General features: G+C 53.8%; 14 protein-coding genes, 4 tRNA genes, 3 rRNA genes and 1 riboswitch. Of the genes, 16 read left to right on the top strand and 5 right to left on the bottom strand.

The window, feature by feature from the left end; translation table 11 throughout:
- Window positions 1-49: 49 nt before the first annotated feature.
- From argC to argH, 4 genes are all read left to right on the top strand, one after another.
- The gene (gene argC / locus AC6I8J_RS18060) at window positions 50-1,054 is read left to right on the top strand and encodes an N-acetyl-gamma-glutamyl-phosphate reductase (RefSeq protein ID WP_161733022.1); all 1,005 of its coding nucleotides are present in this window, start codon (window positions 50-52) and stop codon (window positions 1,052-1,054) included.
- A 14-nt stretch (window positions 1,055-1,068) separates the two neighbouring features.
- Entirely contained in the window at window positions 1,069-1,845 is a 777-nt protein-coding gene (gene argB, locus AC6I8J_RS18055) for an acetylglutamate kinase (RefSeq protein ID WP_161733024.1), read from the top strand.
- Window positions 1,846-1,869: 24 nt separating this feature from the next.
- Window positions 1,870-3,087 (top strand): argininosuccinate synthase, encoded by a 1,218-nt coding sequence (locus tag AC6I8J_RS18050; RefSeq protein ID WP_253420441.1) that lies wholly within the window; start codon window positions 1,870-1,872, stop codon window positions 3,085-3,087.
- Between the two features lie 90 nt (window positions 3,088-3,177).
- Window positions 3,178-4,551, top strand: coding sequence for an argininosuccinate lyase (gene argH / locus AC6I8J_RS18045; RefSeq protein WP_222924845.1), 1,374 nt, complete (start codon window positions 3,178-3,180; stop codon window positions 4,549-4,551).
- Window positions 4,552-4,728: 177 nt separating this feature from the next.
- Here argH and AC6I8J_RS18040 read toward each other — a convergent pair whose 3' ends face one another.
- From AC6I8J_RS18040 to AC6I8J_RS18030, 3 genes are all read right to left on the bottom strand, one after another.
- On the bottom strand, window positions 4,729-5,034 hold the full coding sequence (locus AC6I8J_RS18040; protein WP_202604887.1) for a DUF5862 family protein: 306 nt from the start codon (window positions 5,032-5,034) through the stop codon (window positions 4,729-4,731).
- Between the two features lie 94 nt (window positions 5,035-5,128).
- A complete protein-coding gene (locus AC6I8J_RS18035; RefSeq protein ID WP_161733030.1) occupies window positions 5,129-5,434 on the bottom strand; it encodes a DUF5862 family protein in 306 nt (101 codons plus the stop codon).
- A gap of 531 nt (window positions 5,435-5,965) precedes the next feature.
- Complete coding sequence (locus AC6I8J_RS18030; protein WP_161733032.1) at window positions 5,966-6,700, bottom strand: glutathione peroxidase; 735 nt, start codon at window positions 6,698-6,700, stop codon at window positions 5,966-5,968.
- 124 nt (window positions 6,701-6,824) lie between these two features.
- Between AC6I8J_RS18030 and oxyR the strand changes: the two genes are divergently transcribed.
- The gene (gene oxyR, locus AC6I8J_RS18025; protein WP_033734435.1) at window positions 6,825-7,742 is read left to right on the top strand and encodes a DNA-binding transcriptional regulator OxyR; all 918 of its coding nucleotides are present in this window, start codon (window positions 6,825-6,827) and stop codon (window positions 7,740-7,742) included.
- Here the strand turns inward: oxyR and sthA are convergent.
- Window positions 7,725-9,125: a Si-specific NAD(P)(+) transhydrogenase gene (sthA, locus tag AC6I8J_RS18020; RefSeq protein ID WP_013359450.1), complete on the bottom strand. Its 1,401-nt coding sequence runs from the start codon at window positions 9,123-9,125 to the stop codon at window positions 7,725-7,727. The two genes, oxyR and sthA, sit on opposite strands and share 18 nt — an antisense overlap.
- Before the next feature lie 192 nt (window positions 9,126-9,317).
- Here sthA and fabR point away from each other — a divergent pair, with 192 nt between their 5' ends.
- Window positions 9,318-9,965, top strand: a complete 648-nt coding sequence (gene fabR / locus AC6I8J_RS18015; protein WP_013359449.1) for an HTH-type transcriptional repressor FabR — start codon at window positions 9,318-9,320, stop codon at window positions 9,963-9,965.
- Between the two features lie 14 nt (window positions 9,966-9,979).
- Complete coding sequence (locus tag AC6I8J_RS18010; protein ID WP_161733034.1) at window positions 9,980-10,333, top strand: YijD family membrane protein; 354 nt, start codon at window positions 9,980-9,982, stop codon at window positions 10,331-10,333.
- Between the two features lie 40 nt (window positions 10,334-10,373).
- On the opposite strand, the gene trmA is transcribed toward AC6I8J_RS18010, so the two are convergent.
- A complete protein-coding gene (gene trmA / locus AC6I8J_RS18005; protein ID WP_222924846.1) occupies window positions 10,374-11,477 on the bottom strand; it encodes a tRNA (uridine(54)-C5)-methyltransferase TrmA in 1,104 nt (367 codons plus the stop codon).
- 110 nt (window positions 11,478-11,587) lie between these two features.
- Window positions 11,588-11,770: riboswitch (cobalamin riboswitch) on the top strand.
- Window positions 11,771-11,840: 70 nt separating this feature from the next.
- Here trmA and btuB point away from each other — a divergent pair.
- The 9 genes from btuB to AC6I8J_RS17960 all read left to right on the top strand — a co-directional run bounded on the left by btuB (window position 11,841) and on the right by AC6I8J_RS17960 (window position 20,493).
- The gene (gene btuB, locus AC6I8J_RS18000; protein WP_161733038.1) at window positions 11,841-13,718 is read left to right on the top strand and encodes a TonB-dependent vitamin B12 receptor BtuB; all 1,878 of its coding nucleotides are present in this window, start codon (window positions 11,841-11,843) and stop codon (window positions 13,716-13,718) included.
- Complete coding sequence (gene murI / locus AC6I8J_RS17995) at window positions 13,663-14,514, top strand: glutamate racemase (protein ID WP_161733040.1); 852 nt, start codon at window positions 13,663-13,665, stop codon at window positions 14,512-14,514. Before btuB ends, murI begins: the two co-directional genes overlap by 56 nt.
- A gap of 396 nt (window positions 14,515-14,910) precedes the next feature.
- A 16S ribosomal RNA gene (locus AC6I8J_RS17990) occupies window positions 14,911-16,450 on the top strand.
- 73 nt (window positions 16,451-16,523) lie between these two features.
- Window positions 16,524-16,600 (top strand) — tRNA-Ile (locus tag AC6I8J_RS17985).
- A 141-nt stretch (window positions 16,601-16,741) separates the two neighbouring features.
- Window positions 16,742-16,817, top strand: a tRNA-Ala gene (locus AC6I8J_RS17980).
- Between the two features lie 207 nt (window positions 16,818-17,024).
- Window positions 17,025-19,933 (top strand): 23S ribosomal RNA (locus tag AC6I8J_RS17975).
- Between the two features lie 197 nt (window positions 19,934-20,130).
- Window positions 20,131-20,246, top strand: a 5S ribosomal RNA gene (gene rrf / locus AC6I8J_RS17970).
- Together the 16S, 23S and 5S rRNA genes with 4 tRNA genes alongside form the textbook arrangement of a ribosomal RNA operon.
- Window positions 20,247-20,333: 87 nt before the next feature.
- Window positions 20,334-20,410: transfer RNA gene (locus AC6I8J_RS17965), tRNA-Asp, on the top strand.
- Window positions 20,411-20,417: 7 nt separating this feature from the next.
- Window positions 20,418-20,493, top strand: a tRNA-Trp gene (locus tag AC6I8J_RS17960).
- Window positions 20,494-20,610 lie beyond the last annotated feature (117 nt).

Below are 20,610 nucleotides of genomic sequence, written 5' to 3'. Positions count from 1 at the left end.
GGCAAGGCCGCGACCCGGAACGTGCGACTGTAAAAAGGGTTACAGCCTGATGTTGAATACGCTGATCGTTGGTGCCAGTGGTTATGCTGGTGTTGAGCTTGCCACCTTCCTGAATCGCCATCCACATATCAACATAACCGCTTTGGCGGTTTCGGCGCAAAGCCCTGATGCCGGCAAGCGCCTGTCCGATCTCCATCCGCAGCTGAAAGGCGTGGTGGATTTACCGCTGCAGCCGCTGAGCAGCGCGGAGGAGTGGGCAGACAAAGTGGATGTCGTGTTCCTGGCGACGGCCCACGAAGTCAGCCACGACCTGGCCCCGGAATTTCTCAAGGCTGGCTGTGTGGTATTCGACCTGTCGGGTGCGTTCCGCGTTAACGACGCTGATTTTTACACCCGTTTCTACGGTTTCACGCATCAGCATGGCGACTGGCTCGATAAAGCCGTTTACGGCCTGGCGGAATATCAGCATGAGAAAATTCAGCAGGCGCAGCTGGTGGCGGTACCCGGTTGCTACCCGACCGCGGCTCAGCTGGCACTGAAACCTCTGGTGGATGCGGGACTGTTAAACGATGCGCAGTGGCCGGTTATCAACGCCACCAGCGGCGTGAGCGGTGCCGGACGTAAAGCCAGTGTCGGGACCAGCTTCTGCGAAGTGAGCCTGCAGCCTTACGGGCTGTTCAATCATCGTCACCATCCGGAAATTGTCGCGCACCTCGGTACGCCAGTGATCTTTACACCGCACCTGGGGAGCTTCCCGCGCGGTATCCTGGCGACCATCACCTGCCGTCTGAAAGCGGGTGTCAGCCGCGAAGATATCGCTGCCGTCTTCCATCGTGCCTATGACGACAAGCCGCTGGTGCGCCTCTACGATAAGGGCGTACCGGCGCTGAAAGCCGTTGTCGGCCTGCCTTACTGCGATATCGGTTTTGAAGTGCAGGACGAACATCTGATTGTTGTAGCAGCCGAAGATAATCTGCTGAAAGGGGCGGCATCGCAGGCAGTACAGTGCCTGAACATCCGGTTCGGCTTCCCTGAAACGCAGTCACTGATTTAACGGGTAACTAAACCATGACCAATCCATTGATTATTAAGCTGGGCGGTGTGCTGTTAGACAGCGAAGAAGCGCTGGCGCGCTTGTTTGAAGCACTGCTTAACTATCGTAGCGCTCATCAGCGTCCGCTGATCATCGTCCACGGCGGCGGCTGCCTGGTGGATGAGCTGATGAAAAAGCTGGCGCTGCCGGTGATGAAGAAAAATGGCCTGCGCGTCACCCCGGCCGATCAGATTGACATTATTACCGGTGCGCTGGCGGGAACCGCGAATAAAACGCTGCTGGCCTGGGCGAAAAAATCGGGCATCAACGCGGTCGGCCTCTGCCTGGGCGATGCGGGCATCGTCAATGTCGCCCCGTTTGATGAAGAACTCGGCCATGTTGGCCATGCAATGCCGGGAGATCCGGCCTTGCTGAACACCCTGCTGGCGGCCGGTTATATGCCGGTGGTGAGCTCCATTGGCATTACTGACAGCGGCGACCTGATGAACGTCAACGCTGACCAGGCGGCGACTGCACTGGCCTCAACGCTGGGCGCCGATCTGGTTCTGTTGTCAGACGTCAGTGGTATTCTCGACGGCAAAGGTCAGCGCATCGAAGAGATGACCGCCGACAAAGCTGAGCAGCTGATTACCCAGGGCATTATTACTGACGGCATGATTGTTAAAGTGCACGCTGCGCTTGATGCGGCGCGTACGCTGGGCCGTCCGGTGGATATTGCCAGCTGGCGTCACGCTGAGCGGCTGCCTGACCTGTTTAACGGCGTGTCTATTGGCACCCGGATTCTCGCTTAACGACTCTGATTCAAGGATTACGAAATGCAAACGCAAAACATCAAAAAAATCGTTCTGGCTTACTCCGGTGGTCTTGATACGTCAGCCATTATTCCATGGCTGAAAGAGAACTACGGCGGCTGTGAAGTGGTCGCTTTCGTAGCGGACATCGGTCAGGAGCGCGGCGATCTGGAAGGTGTAGAGAAGAAAGCCCTGCAGTCCGGCGCATCTGAATGCCACGTGGTTGACCTGCGTGAAGAGTTTATCAGCGACTACGTCTATCCGGTGCTGCAGACCGGTGCGCTGTATGAAGGCACCTATCTGCTGGGCACCTCAATGGCGCGTCCTATCATCGCTAAAGCCCAGGTTGAGCTGGCGCTGAAAGTGGGCGCAGATGCGCTGTGTCACGGCGCAACCGGTAAAGGGAATGACCAGGTGCGTTTCGAAACCACCTACACCGCGCTGGCACCGCAGCTCAAAGTGGTGGCACCGTGGCGTGAATGGAACCTGCGTTCACGTGAAGCGCTGCTGGACTACCTGAAAGAGCGCAACATCCCGACCACCGCGTCGCTGGAAAAAATCTACAGCCGTGACGAAAACGCCTGGCACATCTCCACCGAAGGCGGCGTGCTGGAAAGCCCGGCCAATGCACCGAATAAAGATTGCTGGGTCTGGACTGTCGATCCGCTGGACGCCCCTGACCAGCCTGAAGAAGTGACCGTAACCGTGGAAAAAGGTCGGGTTGTGGCGGTTAACGGCGAAAAACTGAGTCCGTTCCAGTGTCTGGAAAAACTCAACGTGCTGGGCGCAAAGCATGGCGTTGGCCGTATCGATATCGTTGAAAACCGTCTGGTGGGCATTAAATCCCGCGGCTGCTACGAAACCCCGGGCGGCACCATCATGGTGAATGCGCTGCGTGCGGTTGAGCAGCTGGTGCTGGATCGCGATAGCTTCAAATGGCGTGAGCAGCTGGGTCACGAGATGTCTTACGTGGTTTATGACGGCCGCTGGTTCGCACCGCTGCGTAAGTCAATTCAGGCTGCTGCTGAATCGCTGGCGGAAGACGTTAACGGTGAAGTGGTGCTGCAGCTTTATAAAGGCCAGGCGACAGCCACCCAGAAGCGTTCCGCGAACAGCCTCTATTCAGAAGAGTTCGCCACCTTTGGTGAGGATGAGGTCTACGATCACCGTCATGCGGGCGGCTTTATCCGTCTGTTCTCGCTCTCTTCGCGTATCCGCGCCCTGAACGAGCAGAAGAAGTAATTTTCAGGCGGGGTGCGCCTCGCCTCACAGTTTTCATTCAGGGGCGGCATTTATGCCGCCTCTTGTTTAACGATTCAGAGGAGTTTTCACATGGCACTTTGGGGTGGACGGTTTACTCAGGCAGCGGATCAACGTTTTAAACAGTTCAATGACTCGCTGCGCTTCGATTACCGCCTGGCTGAGCAGGACATCATTGGCTCTGTTGCCTGGTCCAAAGCGCTGGTGACGGTCAATGTTCTGACTCAGGATGAGCAGCAGCAGCTGGAAGCAGCGCTGAATGCGTTACTGGATGACGTGCGTGAGAATCCTGAACAGATCCTGCAGAGCGACGCCGAAGATATCCACAGCTGGGTTGAAGGCAAGCTGATCGACAAAGTCGGTGCGCTGGGTAAAAAGCTGCATACCGGCCGTAGCCGTAACGATCAGGTCGCGACCGATCTGAAACTGTGGTGCAAGGTGCAGATTGAGGCGCTGCTGGGAGCCACGCGTGATCTTCAGCAGGCACTGGTGGTCACCGCGGAAGTGAATCAGGATGCGGTGATGCCTGGCTACACCCACCTGCAGCGTGCGCAGCCGGTGACATTTGCGCACTGGTGTCTGGCCTACGTTGAAATGCTGGCGCGTGACGAGAGCCGTCTGCAGGATACCCTGAAGCGGCTTGATGTCAGCCCGCTGGGCTGTGGCGCTCTGGCTGGTACCGCTTACGAGATCGATCGTCAGCAACTGGCTGGCTGGCTGGGCTTTGCTTCTGCAACGCGCAATAGTCTGGATACGGTATCAGATCGCGATCACGTGCTGGAGCTGCTGTCTGATGCGGCCATTGGCATGGTGCATCTGTCGCGTTTTGCTGAAGATATGATCTTCTTCAATACCGGCGAAGCGGGCTTTATTGAGCTGTCAGATAAAGTCACTTCTGGCTCATCGCTGATGCCGCAGAAGAAAAACCCGGATGCGCTGGAGCTGATTCGCGGCAAGTGTGGTCGGGTGCAGGGCGCACTGACCGGCATGATGATGACGCTGAAAGGTTTGCCACTTGCCTACAACAAAGATATGCAGGAAGACAAAGAGGGGCTGTTTGACGCGCTCGACACCTGGCTCGACTGTCTGCATATGTCCGTACTGGTGCTGGATGGCCTGCAGGTTAAGCGTCCGCGCTGCCAGGAAGCGGCGGAACAGGGTTACGCAAACTCCACCGAACTGGCTGACTATCTGGTCGCTAAAGGTGTGCCATTCCGTGAAGCACACCATATCGTCGGGGAAGTGGTGGTTGCTGCCATCGGGCAGGGCGTGGCGCTGGAAGCGTTGTCGCTGGCGCAGTTGCAGCAGTTCAGCTCGGTGATTGGCGAGGATGTTTATCCGATTCTGGCGCTACAATCCTGTCTGGATAAGCGTAATGCGCAGGGCGGTGTCTCGCCACAGCAGGTTGCGCGTGCCATCGGTGATGCTAAGCAGCGTCTGGCGTGATTGAGAAGCGGGCAGAGTTAATGCTTTGCCCGTTATTATAATGTCAGGTAAAGGGCATTACCTTTGCGAAATTATTAACCACTGGGTGTGCTGATTATTCGATCGTACTAAAACTTTGGGCGAAAACCAACATCAGTTGCTATTACCGGTAGTCTTTAGTTTGTTTTTTTGAAAAAATTAAGCAGTGCCGAATTTTTCCCGATAATCATTTAGTAACAGCCCTGTCGCCTCGTAACCTATCGTAATGCTGGATACCATGCCCAATATGCCGCCCATTATTGCGGGGACAATAAGACCGACTAGTTGAGATATAGCGCCAAATATAATGCCGCCTGCGCCTCCCCATTTTCCACCAATCGCCATGCCAGTAGATGCGCCATCTAAGGTATTACTCAGCACCTGATCCATATAAGCCCAGGTTTCAGTAGTAATTACCGCCGCACCACTGACATATTGAAATTCATTAATCGATAACATTCTCATGCGAGATTCCATTTTTATTCTGCAGAAGAAAAAAGGGCGCAGTGATAAGTTTCTCAGACACTGTATCGCCCCCTGGAGTCACTAGTCGCGAGGATTAACCGATCGTGCCGCCATGATCAACGTTACCTGGACCGAAAGCGGTACGATAATCTGCAATCAGGCTTTGCACTGAAGCGGTATCGGTGGCAGCGCCGACAACTAAGCCTGCGACACCACCCATGATCGTTGGAATAATCAGGCCAACAAGCTGGGCTATGGCGCCGAAACCGAAGCCACCTGCTCCCCCCCATTTACCCCCAATCGCCATACCTGTTGCTGCACCATCTACCATGCCGATGAGTGCACCTTGCAGGTCAGCACCACTCACTGCATTTGTTTCTTCATAAGATAAAGTACGCATAATTATATCCATCAAAAAGTTGTTTCTCAATAGACCAGGATTTTCGTCTGAACATATAAAGGTATTCGACGAAGTCAAAAATAACCGAGTGATGGGAGATGGTATATAGCATAATTTCCATTTTACGCACTGGTATTATTTTATTTTTGTTATGCGGATTTCAGTATGAATAATTTCAAATTATATCCACTGTGCGTATTTTTACATGGGTTGCAGTATGGTAATTTTAACGAATTGACGTTGTTTATCTTATTTCGTGGGTGAGGTTTTTTCTGAAGAGAATTTCCCAGAGAGTTGAGTATGTGTAAGTTGCGGGTTCTTACCTATTATCTGGCATTATTATAGGTCCTCCAGTTAATCTGACTATTTTCCGTGTAATAATTGCGAGATCTGAAAAAGTGGTTGTCAGCTGCTTAGCAGGTAAAAAAAGCGGGCACATTAAATGCCCGCCAACCTCTAGCTTCAGAATTACTACTTTTTTATAGGCACATCATCAAAGCGCCCGCTCTCCCGGCCGACGCTCAGATTCTCTTACGCTGACAGCAAATATTGTTGCAGATCCTCACTGCCGCCAATGTGACGACCGCCCATGAAGATCTGCGGCACCGTCGCCCGGCCTGATACGGCACGCAAACTTACGGTTGTCGCATCCTGCCCCAGCACAATTTCTTCGTACTGAATACCGTGATCCATCAGCATCTGTTTTGCCTGAGTGCAGAAGGTGCAGCCAGGTTTAGTGAATATGGAGACCGACTCCTGGGCTTTACACTCCGGCGCCAGATAGCGCAGCATGGTGTCAGCATCGGAGACCTCAAACGGGTCACCAGGTTTGTTCGGCTCAACGAACATTTTCTCGACCATGCCGTTACGCACCAGCATCGAGTAACGCCATGAACGCGGGCCAAAACCGAGATCGGCTTTCTCAACCAGCATCTCCATGCCACGCGTGAACTCGCCGTTGCCATCGGGAATAAAAGTAATGTTGTCTGCGCGCTGTTCGGCTTTCCAGGCGTTCATCACAAAGGTGTCATTCACTGAAACGCACAGAATGCTGTCCACCCCATGTTGGGCAAACAGACCCGCTAATTCGTTGTAACGCGGCAGATGGCTGGAGGAGCAGGTGGGTGTAAAGGCTCCCGGCAGTGAAAAAACGATCACCGTTTTGTCTTTAAACAGCGCTTCTGTGGTGACATCAACCCAGCGATCGCCCTGACGTGTGTGAAAAGTGACTGACGGAATAGCGTTACCTTCCTGACTTGCAAACATTTTTTGCTCCTGACCTGCCGCGTTCCATTTGATGCGCGCATTATTCCCAACCACCCTTGATAGGGCCAATCGTTCATTGCTATTCTATCTATCGCCACGGGCTATCGTGGTTTGGAGGGTAATAATGAATATTCGTGATCTTGAATATCTGGTTTCGCTTGCTGAACACCGTCATTTCCGCCGTGCCGCGGATGCGTGTCATGTCAGTCAGCCAACATTAAGTGGGCAGATCCGTAAGCTGGAAGATGAGCTGGGTGTGATGCTGCTGGAGCGCACCAGCCGCAAAGTGCTGTTCACACAGGCAGGTCTGCTGCTGGTGGATCAGGCGCGAACGGTACTGCGTGAAGTGAAAGTGCTGAAAGAGATGGCCAGTCAGCAAGGGGAAGCGATGTCAGGTCCGCTGCATATCGGCCTCATTCCGACCACCGCGCCCTATTTATTGCCACAGATTATCCCTACGCTGCACCAGACATTCCCGAAACTGGAGATGTACCTGCACGAAGCGCAGACGCAACAGTTGTTGTCTCAGCTCGACAGCGGCAAGCTGGACTGCGCGATTATCGCGCTGGTCAAAGAGAGTCAGGCTTTTATCGAAGTGCCGTTATTTGATGAGCCGATGAAGCTGGCAGTCTATGCCGATCATCCGTGGTGCGACCGCGATCGCGTACCGATGTCTGATCTGGCTGGCGAGAAGTTGCTGATGCTGGAAGACGGGCACTGTCTGCGTGACCAGGCGATGGGTTTCTGCTTTGAGGCGGGTGCGGATGAAGATACCCACTTCCGCGCAACCAGTCTTGAGACGCTGCGCAATATGGTGGCGGCTGGCAGCGGGATTACGCTGTTACCGGCGCTTGCCGTCCCGCCGGAACGCGTCCGCGATGGCGTCTGCTATCTTCCCTGCTACAAACCGGTGCCACAGCGTACAATTGCGCTGGTCTATCGCCCGGGGTCACCTCTGCGCAGCCGTTATGAACAGCTGGCAGAGGCGATTAAAACCCACATGGCGCACTATTTCGACGCTGCCTTAAAACAGGCGGTTTAAGCCGTTTAACGCGGCAACGCGATAGGCTTCAGCCATGGTCGGATAATTAAAGGTGGTATTCACGAAGTACTCAATCGTGTTACCACCATTTTTTTGCTCCATGATCGCCTGACCGATGTGAATAATCTCGGCGGCACGCTCACCAAAACAGTGGATCCCCAGAATCTCTTTCGTTTCGCGATGGAACAGAATTTTCAGGCTGCCAACGTTCATGCCGACGATCTGCGCCCGCGCCAGATGTTTGAACTGCGCGCGGCCCACTTCGTAAGGCACCTTCATGGCCGTCAGCTGCTGCTCGGTTTTACCTACAGAGCTGATTTCCGGAATGGTGTAGATGCCGGTCGGGATATCTTCAATCAGGTGCGCTGACGCTTCTCCTTTGATAATCGCCTGCGCGGCAATACGGCCCTGATCGTAGGCAGCAGAGGCCAGGCTGGGATAGCCAATCACGTCACCCACGGCATAGATGTGTGGCTGAGCGGTCTGATACATGCTGTTCACTTTCAGCAGGCCACGACCATCCGCTTCCAGACCGACATTTTCCAGCGACAGCGAATCAGTGTTACCGGTACGGCCATTGGCGTAAAGCAGACAGTCTGCTTTCACTTTCTTGCCGGACTTCAGATGCATGATCACGCCATCTTCCACGCCTTCGATCTTCTCAAACTCTTCGTTGTGACGAATGACTACGCCGCTGTTCCAGAAGTGGTAAGAGAGGGAGTCAGACATCTCCTGATCAAGGAATGCCAGCAGGCGATCGCGGGTGTTAATCAGATCAACTTTGACGTTCAGGCCACGGAAAATGGACGCATATTCACAGCCAATTACACCCGCGCCATAAATAATGACGTGACCTGGTTCGTGGTGCAGGTTGAGGATAGAGTCAGAGTCATAAACGCGGGGGTGGGTAAAGTCGACATCGTCAGGATGGTAAGGTCGTGAACCGCAGGCGATAACAAACTTCTCTGCCGTCAGCGTCTCACGCGTGCCATCAGGTTGCTCAATCTCAATGGTATTAGCATCAACAAAATGCGCATCACCCTGATAAAGTTCACAGCGGTTACGCTCGTAGAAGCCCTGACGCATGGCTGTCTGCTGGCTGATAACATTTTCTGTGTGATTGAGAATGTCGGCAAAAGAGGAGCGAAGCAGTCGGGTATGATCGCTGTAGAGTGGGTTCTGGTTAAATTCAATAATGCGACTGACGGCGTGGCGAAGGGCTTTAGAAGGGATGGTGCCCCAGTGCGTACAACCGCCGCCGATGTTGTGGTAGCGTTCGATCACGGCGATGCGCGCTCCCTGTTTTACCAGCCCCATCGCCGCCCCTTCACCGCCGGGCCCTGAGCCAATCACAATGGCATCGTAATCGTAAGACTTTTGCATACCGATACGTCCTATTATTTATACATTTTTACAACGAGATTCTAACATCTCGTCGCGCACTTCTGAATTCTATCAGCGATTTTCATCACATTTTGACAAAGAGTGAGGTTCACAGGCGGTGACAAAGATTGCCAATCTGTACGCTGAAAATTTTGTTATAGTGCCCACTCATTACCGCTAAAGGCAGAGAGCATGGGCGTCAGAGCGCAACAAAAAGAACGTACACGGCGTACACTGATTGAAGCAGCTTTCAGTCAGCTCAGCGCCGAACGCAGTTTTACCAGTCTGAGTTTGCGGGAAGTTGCCCGTGAAGCGGGGATAGCACCCACCTCTTTTTATCGTCATTTTAAGGATGTTGATGAGCTTGGTCTGACGATGGTGGATGAAAGCGGGCTGATGCTGCGACAGCTGATGCGTCAGGCGCGCCAGCGTATCGCCAAAGGCGGCAGCATCATTAAAACGTCGGTGGCGACCTTTATGGAGTTCATCGGCAACAATCCCAACGCTTTCCGCCTGTTACTGCGTGAACGTTCCGGTACCTCCGCCGCTTTTCGTGCCGCCGTGGCGCGTGAAATTCAGCACTTTATCGCTGAACTGGCCGATTATCTTGAGGTCGAAAATCGCATGCCGCGTAGTTTTACCGAAGCGCAGGCGGAAGCGATGGTGACCATTGTTTTCAGCGCCGGTGCAGAAGCACTGGATGTTGATGCTGAGCAGCGACGGAAGCTTGAGGATCGGCTGGTACTGCAGCTGCGTATGATCGCCAAAGGCGCTTATTACTGGTATCGCCGTGAGCAGGAACGACTGGCAGTTACCCTGGAAAAACCCGAAGAGCAATGAGTAAGGATCCGTCCATGACCCAACCAGGTATTCGCGATAAAAGCACTCTGGCACTGGCTTTTATTACCGGCTTAGCGATTAACGGCTCGTTTTCTGTGCTGTTCAGCGCTTTTGTTCCCTTTTCGATTTTTCCGCTGATTGCGCTGGGTCTGGCGGCCTGGTGTCTGCATCAGCGTTACCTCAACACCAACATGCCGGACGGCATGCCAGGTCTGGCTGCGGCGTTTTTCCTGCTGGGGATTCTGGTGTATAGCGCGCTGGTGCGGGCGGAATACCCGGACATTGGATCTAACTTTGTTCCCACCGTTCTGATGGTGGCGCTGGTGTTCTGGATTGCGACGCGATTTAAGCGCAAGCGCAATCAGTAGTTATGAATGAAAACGGGAACCTCAGGGTTCCCGTTTTTGTTTACGCTTTACGCGTCAGCAAAACGCCGCATTCCATATGGTGGGTATAGGGGAACTGATCAAACAGCGCCAGCCGCGTTACCTCATGCGTTTCTGACAGCGTCTGCAGATTGTCGCTCAGAGTTTGCGGGTTACAGGAGATGTAAAGGATGCGCGGGTACGCCTGCACCATTTTCACCGTCTCTTCATCCAGTCCGCTGCGCGGCGGATCGACAAAAATTGTCTCGCATTCGTAGCTGGTCAGGTCAATCCCTTCCAGACGATTAAAGCTGCGTACGCCATTCATCGCCTGCGTAAACTCTTCCGCTGCCATGCGAATAATCTGCACGTTATCAATCTGGTTCACTGCAATGTTGTATTGCGCCGAGGCAACAGAGGGTTTGGCGATTTCAGTCGCCAGCACGCGGCGGAAATTGCGCGCCAGTGCCAGTGAGAAGTTACCATTGCCGCAATAAAGCTCCAGCAGATCACCCTGTGAATCCTGCGTCACATCCAGCGCCCACTCCAGCATCTGAATATTCATCGCCGCATTGGGCTGGGTAAAACTGTTCTCGACCTGACGATAGATAATCTCACGACCCGCCACCGGCAGACGCTCGTCTACATAGTCGCGATCCAGACAGATTTTGGTTTTGGTCGCACGGCCAATCAGCTGCACATCCAGCCCTTCAGCGCGCAGCTGGTCACGCAGCGCCGCCGCTGCCTGCTGCCACTCATCATCCAGCTTGCGGTGATAGAGCAGTGAAATCACAATCTGATTGCTCAGGGTCGACAGATAGTCGATCTGAAACAGTTTATGGCGCAGGGTGCGGTTATCACGGATCGCGGCGATCATCTTTGGCATCAGCTGGTTGATCAGCTGGCTGGCCGCCGGGAACTGATCAACACGGATCCGCTCGCGTGTCTGCTGATCAAAGATGATGTGATAGATATCATCGCCGTCGTGCCACAGGCGAAATTCGGCGCGCATCCGATAGTGGCTGACCGGCGAACGGAACACCTCCACGTCGGGCGCAGCAAACGGCGTCATCATCGTCTCTAAACGACTGACTTTTTCCGCCAGCTGTGCGTCATACTCTTCAATGGGGAGATGTTCGGGTGTCATGAGCAATCCTGATTAATAGCTTACCAGCGGGCGATTGTAGGCATTCACTTGCTGATGTCCAGTCCTGCAGCGAGAAGATATTTAGCAGTCTGGACTTCCGTATCTCCACTCCGTAGACTGCAGACGCCGGCCTCAAGCCCGAGTTAATAGGGAATCCAGTGTGAATCTGGAGCTGACGCGCAGCGGTAAGGAATGTCGTGATGAGTGCAATTGCAGACACTGTCCTCTGGGATGGGAAGTCATCATCACTTATGGTTCCCAGCCCGAAGACCTGCCGGTGTAACGTCGCTACTCGTTCAATCATCGCGTTCTATTGATTGTCGGCCCGCGGCATCCTGCTTCGTCTTATGGATGCGATTAAAAATGACTAAAAAAACCGCATCGCTGTTCGCGCTGAGCGCAACGGCGATTTCCCTCTGGGCGCAAAACGGTTTTGCGCAGGGAAATGATGATACGCAAATCGTTACCGCCAACCGTTTTGCAGAACCCGTTTCAGGTGTGCTGGCACCGACCACCGTCGTCACGCGTGATGAGATTGATCGCTGGCAGGCCAAAAGCCTGACGGATGTGATGCGGCGTCTGCCAGGTGTCGATGTCGCGCAGAATGGTGGATTGGGGCAGCAAAGTTCACTGTTTATCCGGGGAACCGAGTCCCGACATGTGCTGATCCTGATTGATGGTATCCGGCTTAATCAGGCGGGCATCAGCGGTTCGTCTGATCTCAGCCAGATCCCTCTGTCGCTGGTGCAGCGCATCGAATATGTTCGCGGCTCGCGGTCTGCGGTTTACGGTTCTGATGCGATTGGCGGCGTGGTGAATATCATTACGGGTCGATCGCAACCCGGCACCACGCTGACGGCGGGCGTCGGGTCCAGCGGCTATCAATCGTATGACGGGTCAACCCAGCAGATGCTGGGCGACGCAACAAAGCTTACCCTGGCTGGCAACTACACCTATACCAAAGGGTATGATGTGGTGGCGGGCTACCCCAATGACTATGGTCCGGCACAGCACGATCGCGACGGCTTCATGAGTAAAACTCTGTATGGCAACCTTGAGCATCAGTTCAGCGATGAGCTCAGTGGTTTTGTGCGCGGCTACGGGTTTGATAACCGCACCGCCTACGACGGTTCATATACCTACGATAATAATTCCAATATTATCGGGCTGGCGGATACCCGTCAGCTCTACAGCCAGACCTGGGACACCGGGTTACGCTTCAACCGTGACATTTACTCTACTCAGCTCATCGCCAGTTACGGTCATACCAAAGACATTAACTACGATCCGCGCAATGGTCGCTATGGCGCTGCATCCACCTTTGATGATGTCACCCAGTACAATCTGCAGTGGGGCAACACCGTGCAGGTGGGGCAGGGGGCGATCAGCGCCGGTGTCGACTGGCAGAAAGAGACGACCGAGCCTGGCACGAACTATTTATCAGAGGGCTATGAGCAGCGAAATACCGGTCTCTACCTGACTGGCCAGCAGCAGTTTGGCAGCGTTACCCTTGAAGGTGCGGTACGCAGTGATGACAACAATCAGTTCGGCTGGCATAACACCTGGCAGACGGCAGTGTCATGGGAGTTTATCTCCGGCTATCGCGCGTTCGCCTCTTATGGCACTGCTTTTAAAGCACCGAATCTGTCGCAGGTTTACAGTCCGTTTTATGGTAATCGTGACCTCGATCCGGAAAAAAGTAAGCAGTGGGAAGGCGGCTTTGAAGGGCTGAGCGGACCGGTGAACTGGCGTGTGTCGGGCTATCGCAACGACATCGATAATCTGATTGATAGTGATCCGGCGACTTTCCGTTACTACAACATTAAGCAGGCCCGCATTAAAGGCGTTGAAGCCACCGCCGGATTTGATACCGGGCCGCTGGCGCATCTGCTCTCCTATGATTATGTTGATGCGCGGGATGGCAGCACCGATCAGCCGCTTGTTCGCCGGGCTAAGCAGCAGGTGAAGTATCAGCTCGACTGGACGCTGTATGAGTTTGACTGGTCAATCACCTACCATTATCTGGGGGACCGTTATGATACCGACTTTAACAGTTCGCCCAGCCGACGCGTGAAGCTAGGGGGAGTGAGCCTGTGGGATCTCGCTGTCTCATATCCGGTCACTTCACAACTCACGGTTCGTGGTAGAATTGCCAACCTGTTCGATAAAGATTACGAGACAGTGTATGGCTATCAGACTCCAGGACGAGAGTATTACCTCAGCGGCAGCTACAACTTCTGATTTGCGCCCTACCGTGCTGGTGTTTGATTCCGGCGTCGGTGGGCTTTCTGTCTATGATGAGGTCCGTCAGCTGTTGCCGGACCTGCATTATCTCTATGCCTTCGATAACGCAGGCTTCCCTTACGGTGAGAAAAGCGAAACCTTCATCGTGGAGCGGGTGGTCGCTATCGTTGAGGCTATTACGCAGCGCTATCCTCTCTCATTGGTCATCATCGCCTGTAATACGGCCAGCACGGTTTCATTACCCGCTTTACGTGAACGCTTTGCATTTCCTGTCGTAGGAGTGGTGCCGGCAATTAAACCGGCCGCGCGCCTGACGCGTAATGGCGTTGTGGGATTACTGGCTACGCGGGCTACGGTGCGCCGTCCTTATACGCATGAGCTGGTGGCGCAGTTTGCGGGTTCCTGCAATATCGAGATGCTGGGATCGGCCGAGCTCGTAGAGCTGGCAGAAGCGAAGCTCCACGGTGAGGAAGTGTCACTGGATGAGGTACGCCGGATTGTTCAGCCGTGGCTGAGGATGGCTGAGCCACCGGATACAGTCGTTTTAGGCTGTACACACTTTCCTTTACTGCGCGAAGAGCTGCAGCAGGTGTTGCCTGAAGGGACGCGTCTGATTGATTCCGGTGCGGCAATTGCCCGACGTACCGTCTGGCTGCTTGAGCATGAAGCGCCTGAGGTGCACTCCTCGCAGCAGAATGTTGCATTCTGTACGGCGCTGGATGGCGAAGCAGTACAATTATCACCCGTTTTGCAGCGTTATGGCTTCCCGTTGCTCGAAAAACTGGCGCTTTAGCGGCTTTTAGCTGAAAAAATCAGCACTCGGAATTTTATTTGAAATTAGCACTTGTCAGCCTCCGAGAACTCCCTATAATGCGCCTCCACTGACACGGCACAACGGCTTACGAAGCGCCGGGTTGAGTAGGTTCGAAATCATACGAACCAGTGAGTTAAGCGAAAATAAATGCTTGACTGACAATGCGGAAAGCGTAATATACGCAGCCCGCGCCGCAGTAAATCGCGGCATGCTCTTTAACAATTTATCAGACAATCTGTGTGGGCACTCGCAGGATTGATATCAGCGTCTTTGGACGCACAAAAATATCAAAGCCTCACGAGTGAACACATAATGAAATTCATTATGACGTTTTACAGATGAGCACCGCTTAATTTGTTTAAGCAAATCAAACTTAAATTGAAGAGTTTGATCATGGCTCAGATTGAACGCTGGCGGCAGGCCTAACACATGCAAGTCGGACGGTAGCACAGAGAGCTTGCTCTCGGGTGACGAGTGGCGGACGGGTGAGTAATGTCTGGGGATCTGCCCGATAGAGGGGGATAACCACTGGAAACGGTGGCTAATACCGCATAACGTCGCAAGACCAAAGAGGGGGACCTTCGGGCCTCTCACTATCGGATGAACCCAGATGGGATTAGCTAGTAGGCGGGGTAATGGCCCACCTAGGCGACGATCCCTAGCTGGTCTGAGAGGATGACCAGCCACACTGGAACTGAGACACGGTCCAGACTCCTACGGGAGGCAGCAGTGGGGAATATTGCACAATGGGCGCAAGCCTGATGCAGCCATGCCGCGTGTATGAAGAAGGCCTTCGGGTTGTAAAGTACTTTCAGCGGGGAGGAAGGCGGTGCGGTTAATAACCGCGCCGATTGACGTTACCCGCAGAAGAAGCACCGGCTAACTCCGTGCCAGCAGCCGCGGTAATACGGAGGGTGCAAGCGTTAATCGGAATTACTGGGCGTAAAGCGCACGCAGGCGGTCTGTTAAGTCAGATGTGAAATCCCCGGGCTTAACCTGGGAACTGCATTTGAAACTGGCAGGCTTGAGTCTTGTAGAGGGGGGTAGAATTCCAGGTGTAGCGGTGAAATGCGTAGAGATCTGGAGGAATACCGGTGGCGAAGGCGGCCCCCTGGACAAAGACTGACGCTCAGGTGCGAAAGCGTGGGGAGCAAACAGGATTAGATACCCTGGTAGTCCACGCCGTAAACGATGTCGACTTGGAGGTTGTTCCCTTGAGGAGTGGCTTCCGGAGCTAACGCGTTAAGTCGACCGCCTGGGGAGTACGGCCGCAAGGTTAAAACTCAAATGAATTGACGGGGGCCCGCACAAGCGGTGGAGCATGTGGTTTAATTCGATGCAACGCGAAGAACCTTACCTACTCTTGACATCCACGGAATCTGGCAGAGATGCCTTAGTGCCTTCGGGAACCGTGAGACAGGTGCTGCATGGCTGTCGTCAGCTCGTGTTGTGAAATGTTGGGTTAAGTCCCGCAACGAGCGCAACCCTTATCCTTTGTTGCCAGCGATTCGGTCGGGAACTCAAAGGAGACTGCCGGTGATAAACCGGAGGAAGGTGGGGATGACGTCAAGTCATCATGGCCCTTACGAGTAGGGCTACACACGTGCTACAATGGCGCATACAAAGAGAAGCGACCTCGCGAGAGCAAGCGGACCTCACAAAGTGCGTCGTAGTCCGGATCGGAGTCTGCAACTCGACTCCGTGAAGTCGGAATCGCTAGTAATCGTGGATCAGAATGCCACGGTGAATACGTTCCCGGGCCTTGTACACACCGCCCGTCACACCATGGGAGTGGGTTGCAAAAGAAGTAGGTAGCTTAACCTTCGGGAGGGCGCTTACCACTTTGTGATTCATGACTGGGGTGAAGTCGTAACAAGGTAACCGTAGGGGAACCTGCGGTTGGATCACCTCCTTACCTGAAGATACCTTCCGGCGCAGTGTCCACACAGATTGTCTGATAAAAAGTAACGAGCAGAAAAAACCTCTACAGGCTTGTAGCTCAGGTGGTTAGAGCGCACCCCTGATAAGGGTGAGGTCGGTGGTTCAAGTCCACTCAGGCCTACCAGATTTGTCCTCATGCTGCGTTGTGTCGACGGCTCGCATAGTTCACTATGCTTCGCATCGACACGCCTTGCCTGAGAAAAAATCGCATTCTTTACATGAAGAATGTTACTCCTGGTAGTAGTGGTCTCTGCAGTAACTGTATGGGGCTATAGCTCAGCTGGGAGAGCGCCTGCCTTGCACGCAGGAGGTCAGCGGTTCGATCCCGCTTAGCTCCACCATACCGTTTATCTGTTTTTTCTGAATACTTCAGAGCGTACCGGCAACGGTGTGCTGCGAAGTATTATGCTCTTTAACAACCCGGAACAAGCTGAAAATTGAAACGACGTGTCGCTTTCATTCTCCGTAACAAGAATGAAAAACGCGGCACGTTCGAGTCTCTCAAATGCTTGCAGTCTGCAGCGTTGCAAAACGCCTGTGGGTTGTGAGGTTAAGCGACTAAGCGTACACGGTGGATGCCCAGGCAGTCAGAGGCGATGAAGGACGTGCTAATCTGCGTAAAGCGACGGTAAGGTGATATGAACCGCTACAGCCGTCGATGTCCGAATGGGGAAACCCGGTGCACTCTGTGCATCATTGCAGCATGAATACATAGTGCTGCAAGGCGAACCGGGGGAACTGAAACATCTAAGTACCCCGAGGAAAAGAAATCAACCGAGATTCCCCCAGTAGCGGCGAGCGAACGGGGAGCAGCCCAGAGCCTGAATCAGCATGTGTGTTAGTGGAAGCGTCTGGAAAGTCGCAGGGTACAGGGTGATACTCCCGTACACAAAAGCACACGCGCTGTGAGCTCGATGAGTAAGGCGGGACACGTGGTATCCTGTCTGAATATGGGGGGACCATCCTCCAAGGCTAAATACTCCTGACTGACCGATAGTGAACCAGTACCGTGAGGGAAAGGCGAAAAGAACCCCGGCGAGGGGAGTGAAACAGAACCTGAAACCGTGTACGTACAAGCAGTGGGAGCCCTCTTTACGGGGGTGACTGCGTACCTTTTGTATAATGGGTCAGCGACTTATATTCTGTAGCAAGGTTAACCGTATAGGGGAGCCGCAGGGAAACCGAGTCTTAACTGGGCGTTAAGTTGCAGGGTATAGACCCGAAACCCGGTGATCTAGCCATGGGCAGGTTGAAGGTTGGGTAACACTAACTGGAGGACCGAACCGACTAATGTTGAAAAATTAGCGGATGACCTGTGGCTGGGGGTGAAAGGCCAATCAAACCGGGAGATAGCTGGTTCTCCCCGAAAGCTATTTAGGTAGCGCCTCGTGAACTCATCTCCGGGGGTAGAGCACTGTTTCGGCTAGGGGGCCATCCCGGCTTACCAACCCGATGCAAACTGCGAATACCGGAGAATGTTATCACGGGAGACACACGGCGGGTGCTAACGTCCGTCGTGAAGAGGGAAACAACCCAGACCGCCAGCTAAGGTCCCAAAGTCATGGTTAAGTGGGAAACGATGTGGGAAGGCACAGACAGCCAGGATGTTGGCTTAGAAGCAGCCATCATTTAAAGAAAGCGTAATAGCTCACTGGTCGAGTCGGCCTGCGCGGAAGATGTAACGGGGCTAAACCATGCACCGAAGCTGCGGCAGCGACACTTATGTGTTGTTGGGTAGGGGAGCGTTCTGTAAGCCGTCGAAGGTGTGCTGTGAGGCATGCTGGAGGTATCAGAAGTGCGAATGCTGACATAAGTAACGATAAAGCGGGTGAAAAGCCCGCTCGCCGGAAGACCAAGGGTTCCTGTTCAACGTTAATCGGAGCAGGGTGAGTCGACCCCTAAGGCGAGGCCGAAAGGCGTAGTCGATGGGAAACAGGTTAATATTCCTGTACTCGGTGTTACTGCGAAGGGGGGACGGAGAAGGCTATATCAGCCGGGCGACGGTTGTCCCGGTTTAAGCGTGTAGGCGGAGGGTCCAGGTAAATCCGGTCCCTTATCAACGCTGAGGCGTGACGACGAGGCACTACGGTGCTGAAGTGATAAATGCCCAGCTTCCAGGAAAAGCCTCTAAGCATCAGGTAACACAGAATCGTACCCCAAACCGACACAGGTGGTCAGGTAGAGAATACCAAGGCGCTTGAGAGAACTCGGGTGAAGGAACTAGGCAAAATGGTGCCGTAACTTCGGGAGAAGGCACGCTGGCGCGTAGGTGGAGGGATTTACTCCCCGAGCCGAAGCCAGTCGAAGATACCAGCTGGCTGCAACTGTTTATTAAAAACACAGCACTGTGCAAACACGAAAGTGGACGTATACGGTGTGACGCCTGCCCGGTGCCGGAAGGTTAATTGATGGGGTTATCCGCAAGGAGAAGCTCTTGATCGAAGCCCCGGTAAACGGCGGCCGTAACTATAACGGTCCTAAGGTAGCGAAATTCCTTGTCGGGTAAGTTCCGACCTGCACGAATGGCGTAATGATGGCCAGGCTGTCTCCACCCGAGACTCAGTGAAATTGAACTCGCTGTGAAGATGCAGTGTACCCGCGGCAAGACGGAAAGACCCCGTGAACCTTTACTACAGCTTGACACTGAACATTGAGCCTTGATGTGTAGGATAGGTGGGAGGCTTTGAAGCGCGGACGCCAGTCTGCGTGGAGCCAACCTTGAAATACCACCCTTTAATGTTTGATGTTCTAACGTAGGCCCGTGATCCGGGCTGCGGACAGTGTCTGGTGGGTAGTTTGACTGGGGCGGTCTCCTCCTAAAGAGTAACGGAGGAGCACGAAGGTCAGCTAATCACGGTCGGACATCGTGAGGTTAGTGCAATGGCATAAGCTGGCTTGACTGCGAGAGTGACGGCTCGAGCAGGTGCGAAAGCAGGTCATAGTGATCCGGTGGTTCTGAATGGAAGGGCCATCGCTCAACGGATAAAAGGTACTCCGGGGATAACAGGCTGATACCGCCCAAGAGTTCATATCGACGGCGGTGTTTGGCACCTCGATGTCGGCTCATCACATCCTGGGGCTGAAGTAGGTCCCAAGGGTACGGCTGTTCGCCGTTTAAAGTGGTACGCGAGCTGGGTTTAGAACGTCGTGAGACAGTTCGGTCCCTATCTGCCGTGGGCGCTGGAGAATTGAGGGGGGTTGCTCCTAGTACGAGAGGACCGGAGTGAACGCACCACTGGTGTTCGGGTTGTCATGCCAATGGCACTGCCCGGTAGCTAAGTGCGGAAAAGATAAGTGCTGAAAGCATCTAAGCACGAAACTTGCCCCGAGATGAGTTCTCCCTGACCCCTTGAGGGTCCTGAAGGGACGTTGAAGACTACGACGTTGATAGGCCGGGTGTGTAAGCGCAGCGATGCGTTGAGCTAACCGGTACTAATGACCCGTGAGGCTTAACCTTACAACGCCAGAGGCGTTTTTGAGAGACACGATTTTCAGCTTATTCCGGATAAAATTAGCGGAAACGAAAGATTTTGCGGCGTGACAAGGCGCAGAGCGAAGACATCAGCGGGAGCATACTGAGGTATGTGACCGGTGTGGCTGAGCGATGGCAACGCGGTCATGGCGTAAAAGATTCGTTTCGTGCACCAAGATTTGCCTGGCGGCTGTAGCGCGGTGGTCCCACCTGACCCCATGCCGAACTCAGAAGTGAAACGCCGTAGCGCCGATGGTAGTGTGGGGTCTCCCCATGCGAGAGTAGGGAACTGCCAGGCATCAAATTTGTTCCTTTTCCTCTGACAGGGAAAATAGCGGGAACAGGCGCTTATCAGCCGGTTGCTGATAAGCGTGAAAGAATCGGTGGAGCGGTAGTTCAGTTGGTTAGAATACCTGCCTGTCACGCAGGGGGTCGCGGGTTCGAGCCCCGTCCGTTCCGCCACCCTATTAGGGGCGTAGTTCAATTGGTAGAGCACCGGTCTCCAAAACCGGGTGTTGGGGGTTCGAGTCCCTCCGCCCCTGCCAGAAAACGATCCTTTGCTTCGGCAAAGGATTTTTTTTTGCCTTCATAAAGGCAAAAAAGAAGAACCAGTTAAATCTAACTGGTCTCATCTCTTCCCTGCTTGCTTCTCTACCTGCCAA

The organism is Pantoea sp. X-Soil-ISGK-355 (assembly GCF_059730805.1).
This window is presented reverse-complemented; position numbering and strand designations above follow the sequence as displayed.

What these genes read in the sequence shown, in the direction of transcription:
- argC (WP_161733022.1), top strand. Translation starts at nt 50, where the DNA reads ATGTTGAATACGCTGATCGTTGGTGCCAGTGGTTATGCTGGTGTTGAG.
- argB (WP_161733024.1), top strand. Translation starts at nt 1,069, where the DNA reads ATGACCAATCCATTGATTATTAAGCTGGGCGGTGTGCTGTTAGACAGC.
- AC6I8J_RS18050 (WP_253420441.1), top strand. Translation starts at nt 1,870, where the DNA reads ATGCAAACGCAAAACATCAAAAAAATCGTTCTGGCTTACTCCGGTGGT.
- argH (WP_222924845.1), top strand. Translation starts at nt 3,178, where the DNA reads ATGGCACTTTGGGGTGGACGGTTTACTCAGGCAGCGGATCAACGTTTT.
- AC6I8J_RS18040 (WP_202604887.1), bottom strand. Translation starts at nt 5,034, where the DNA reads ATGAGAATGTTATCGATTAATGAATTTCAATATGTCAGTGGTGCGGCG.
- AC6I8J_RS18035 (WP_161733030.1), bottom strand. Translation starts at nt 5,434, where the DNA reads ATGCGTACTTTATCTTATGAAGAAACAAATGCAGTGAGTGGTGCTGAC.
- AC6I8J_RS18030 (WP_161733032.1), bottom strand. Translation starts at nt 6,700, where the DNA reads ATGTTTGCAAGTCAGGAAGGTAACGCTATTCCGTCAGTCACTTTTCAC.
- oxyR (WP_033734435.1), top strand. Translation starts at nt 6,825, where the DNA reads ATGAATATTCGTGATCTTGAATATCTGGTTTCGCTTGCTGAACACCGT.
- sthA (WP_013359450.1), bottom strand. Translation starts at nt 9,125, where the DNA reads ATGCAAAAGTCTTACGATTACGATGCCATTGTGATTGGCTCAGGGCCC.
- fabR (WP_013359449.1), top strand. Translation starts at nt 9,318, where the DNA reads ATGGGCGTCAGAGCGCAACAAAAAGAACGTACACGGCGTACACTGATT.
- AC6I8J_RS18010 (WP_161733034.1), top strand. Translation starts at nt 9,980, where the DNA reads ATGACCCAACCAGGTATTCGCGATAAAAGCACTCTGGCACTGGCTTTT.
- trmA (WP_222924846.1), bottom strand. Translation starts at nt 11,477, where the DNA reads ATGACACCCGAACATCTCCCCATTGAAGAGTATGACGCACAGCTGGCG.
- btuB (WP_161733038.1), top strand. Translation starts at nt 11,841, where the DNA reads ATGACTAAAAAAACCGCATCGCTGTTCGCGCTGAGCGCAACGGCGATT.
- murI (WP_161733040.1), top strand. Translation starts at nt 13,663, where the DNA reads ATGGCTATCAGACTCCAGGACGAGAGTATTACCTCAGCGGCAGCTACA.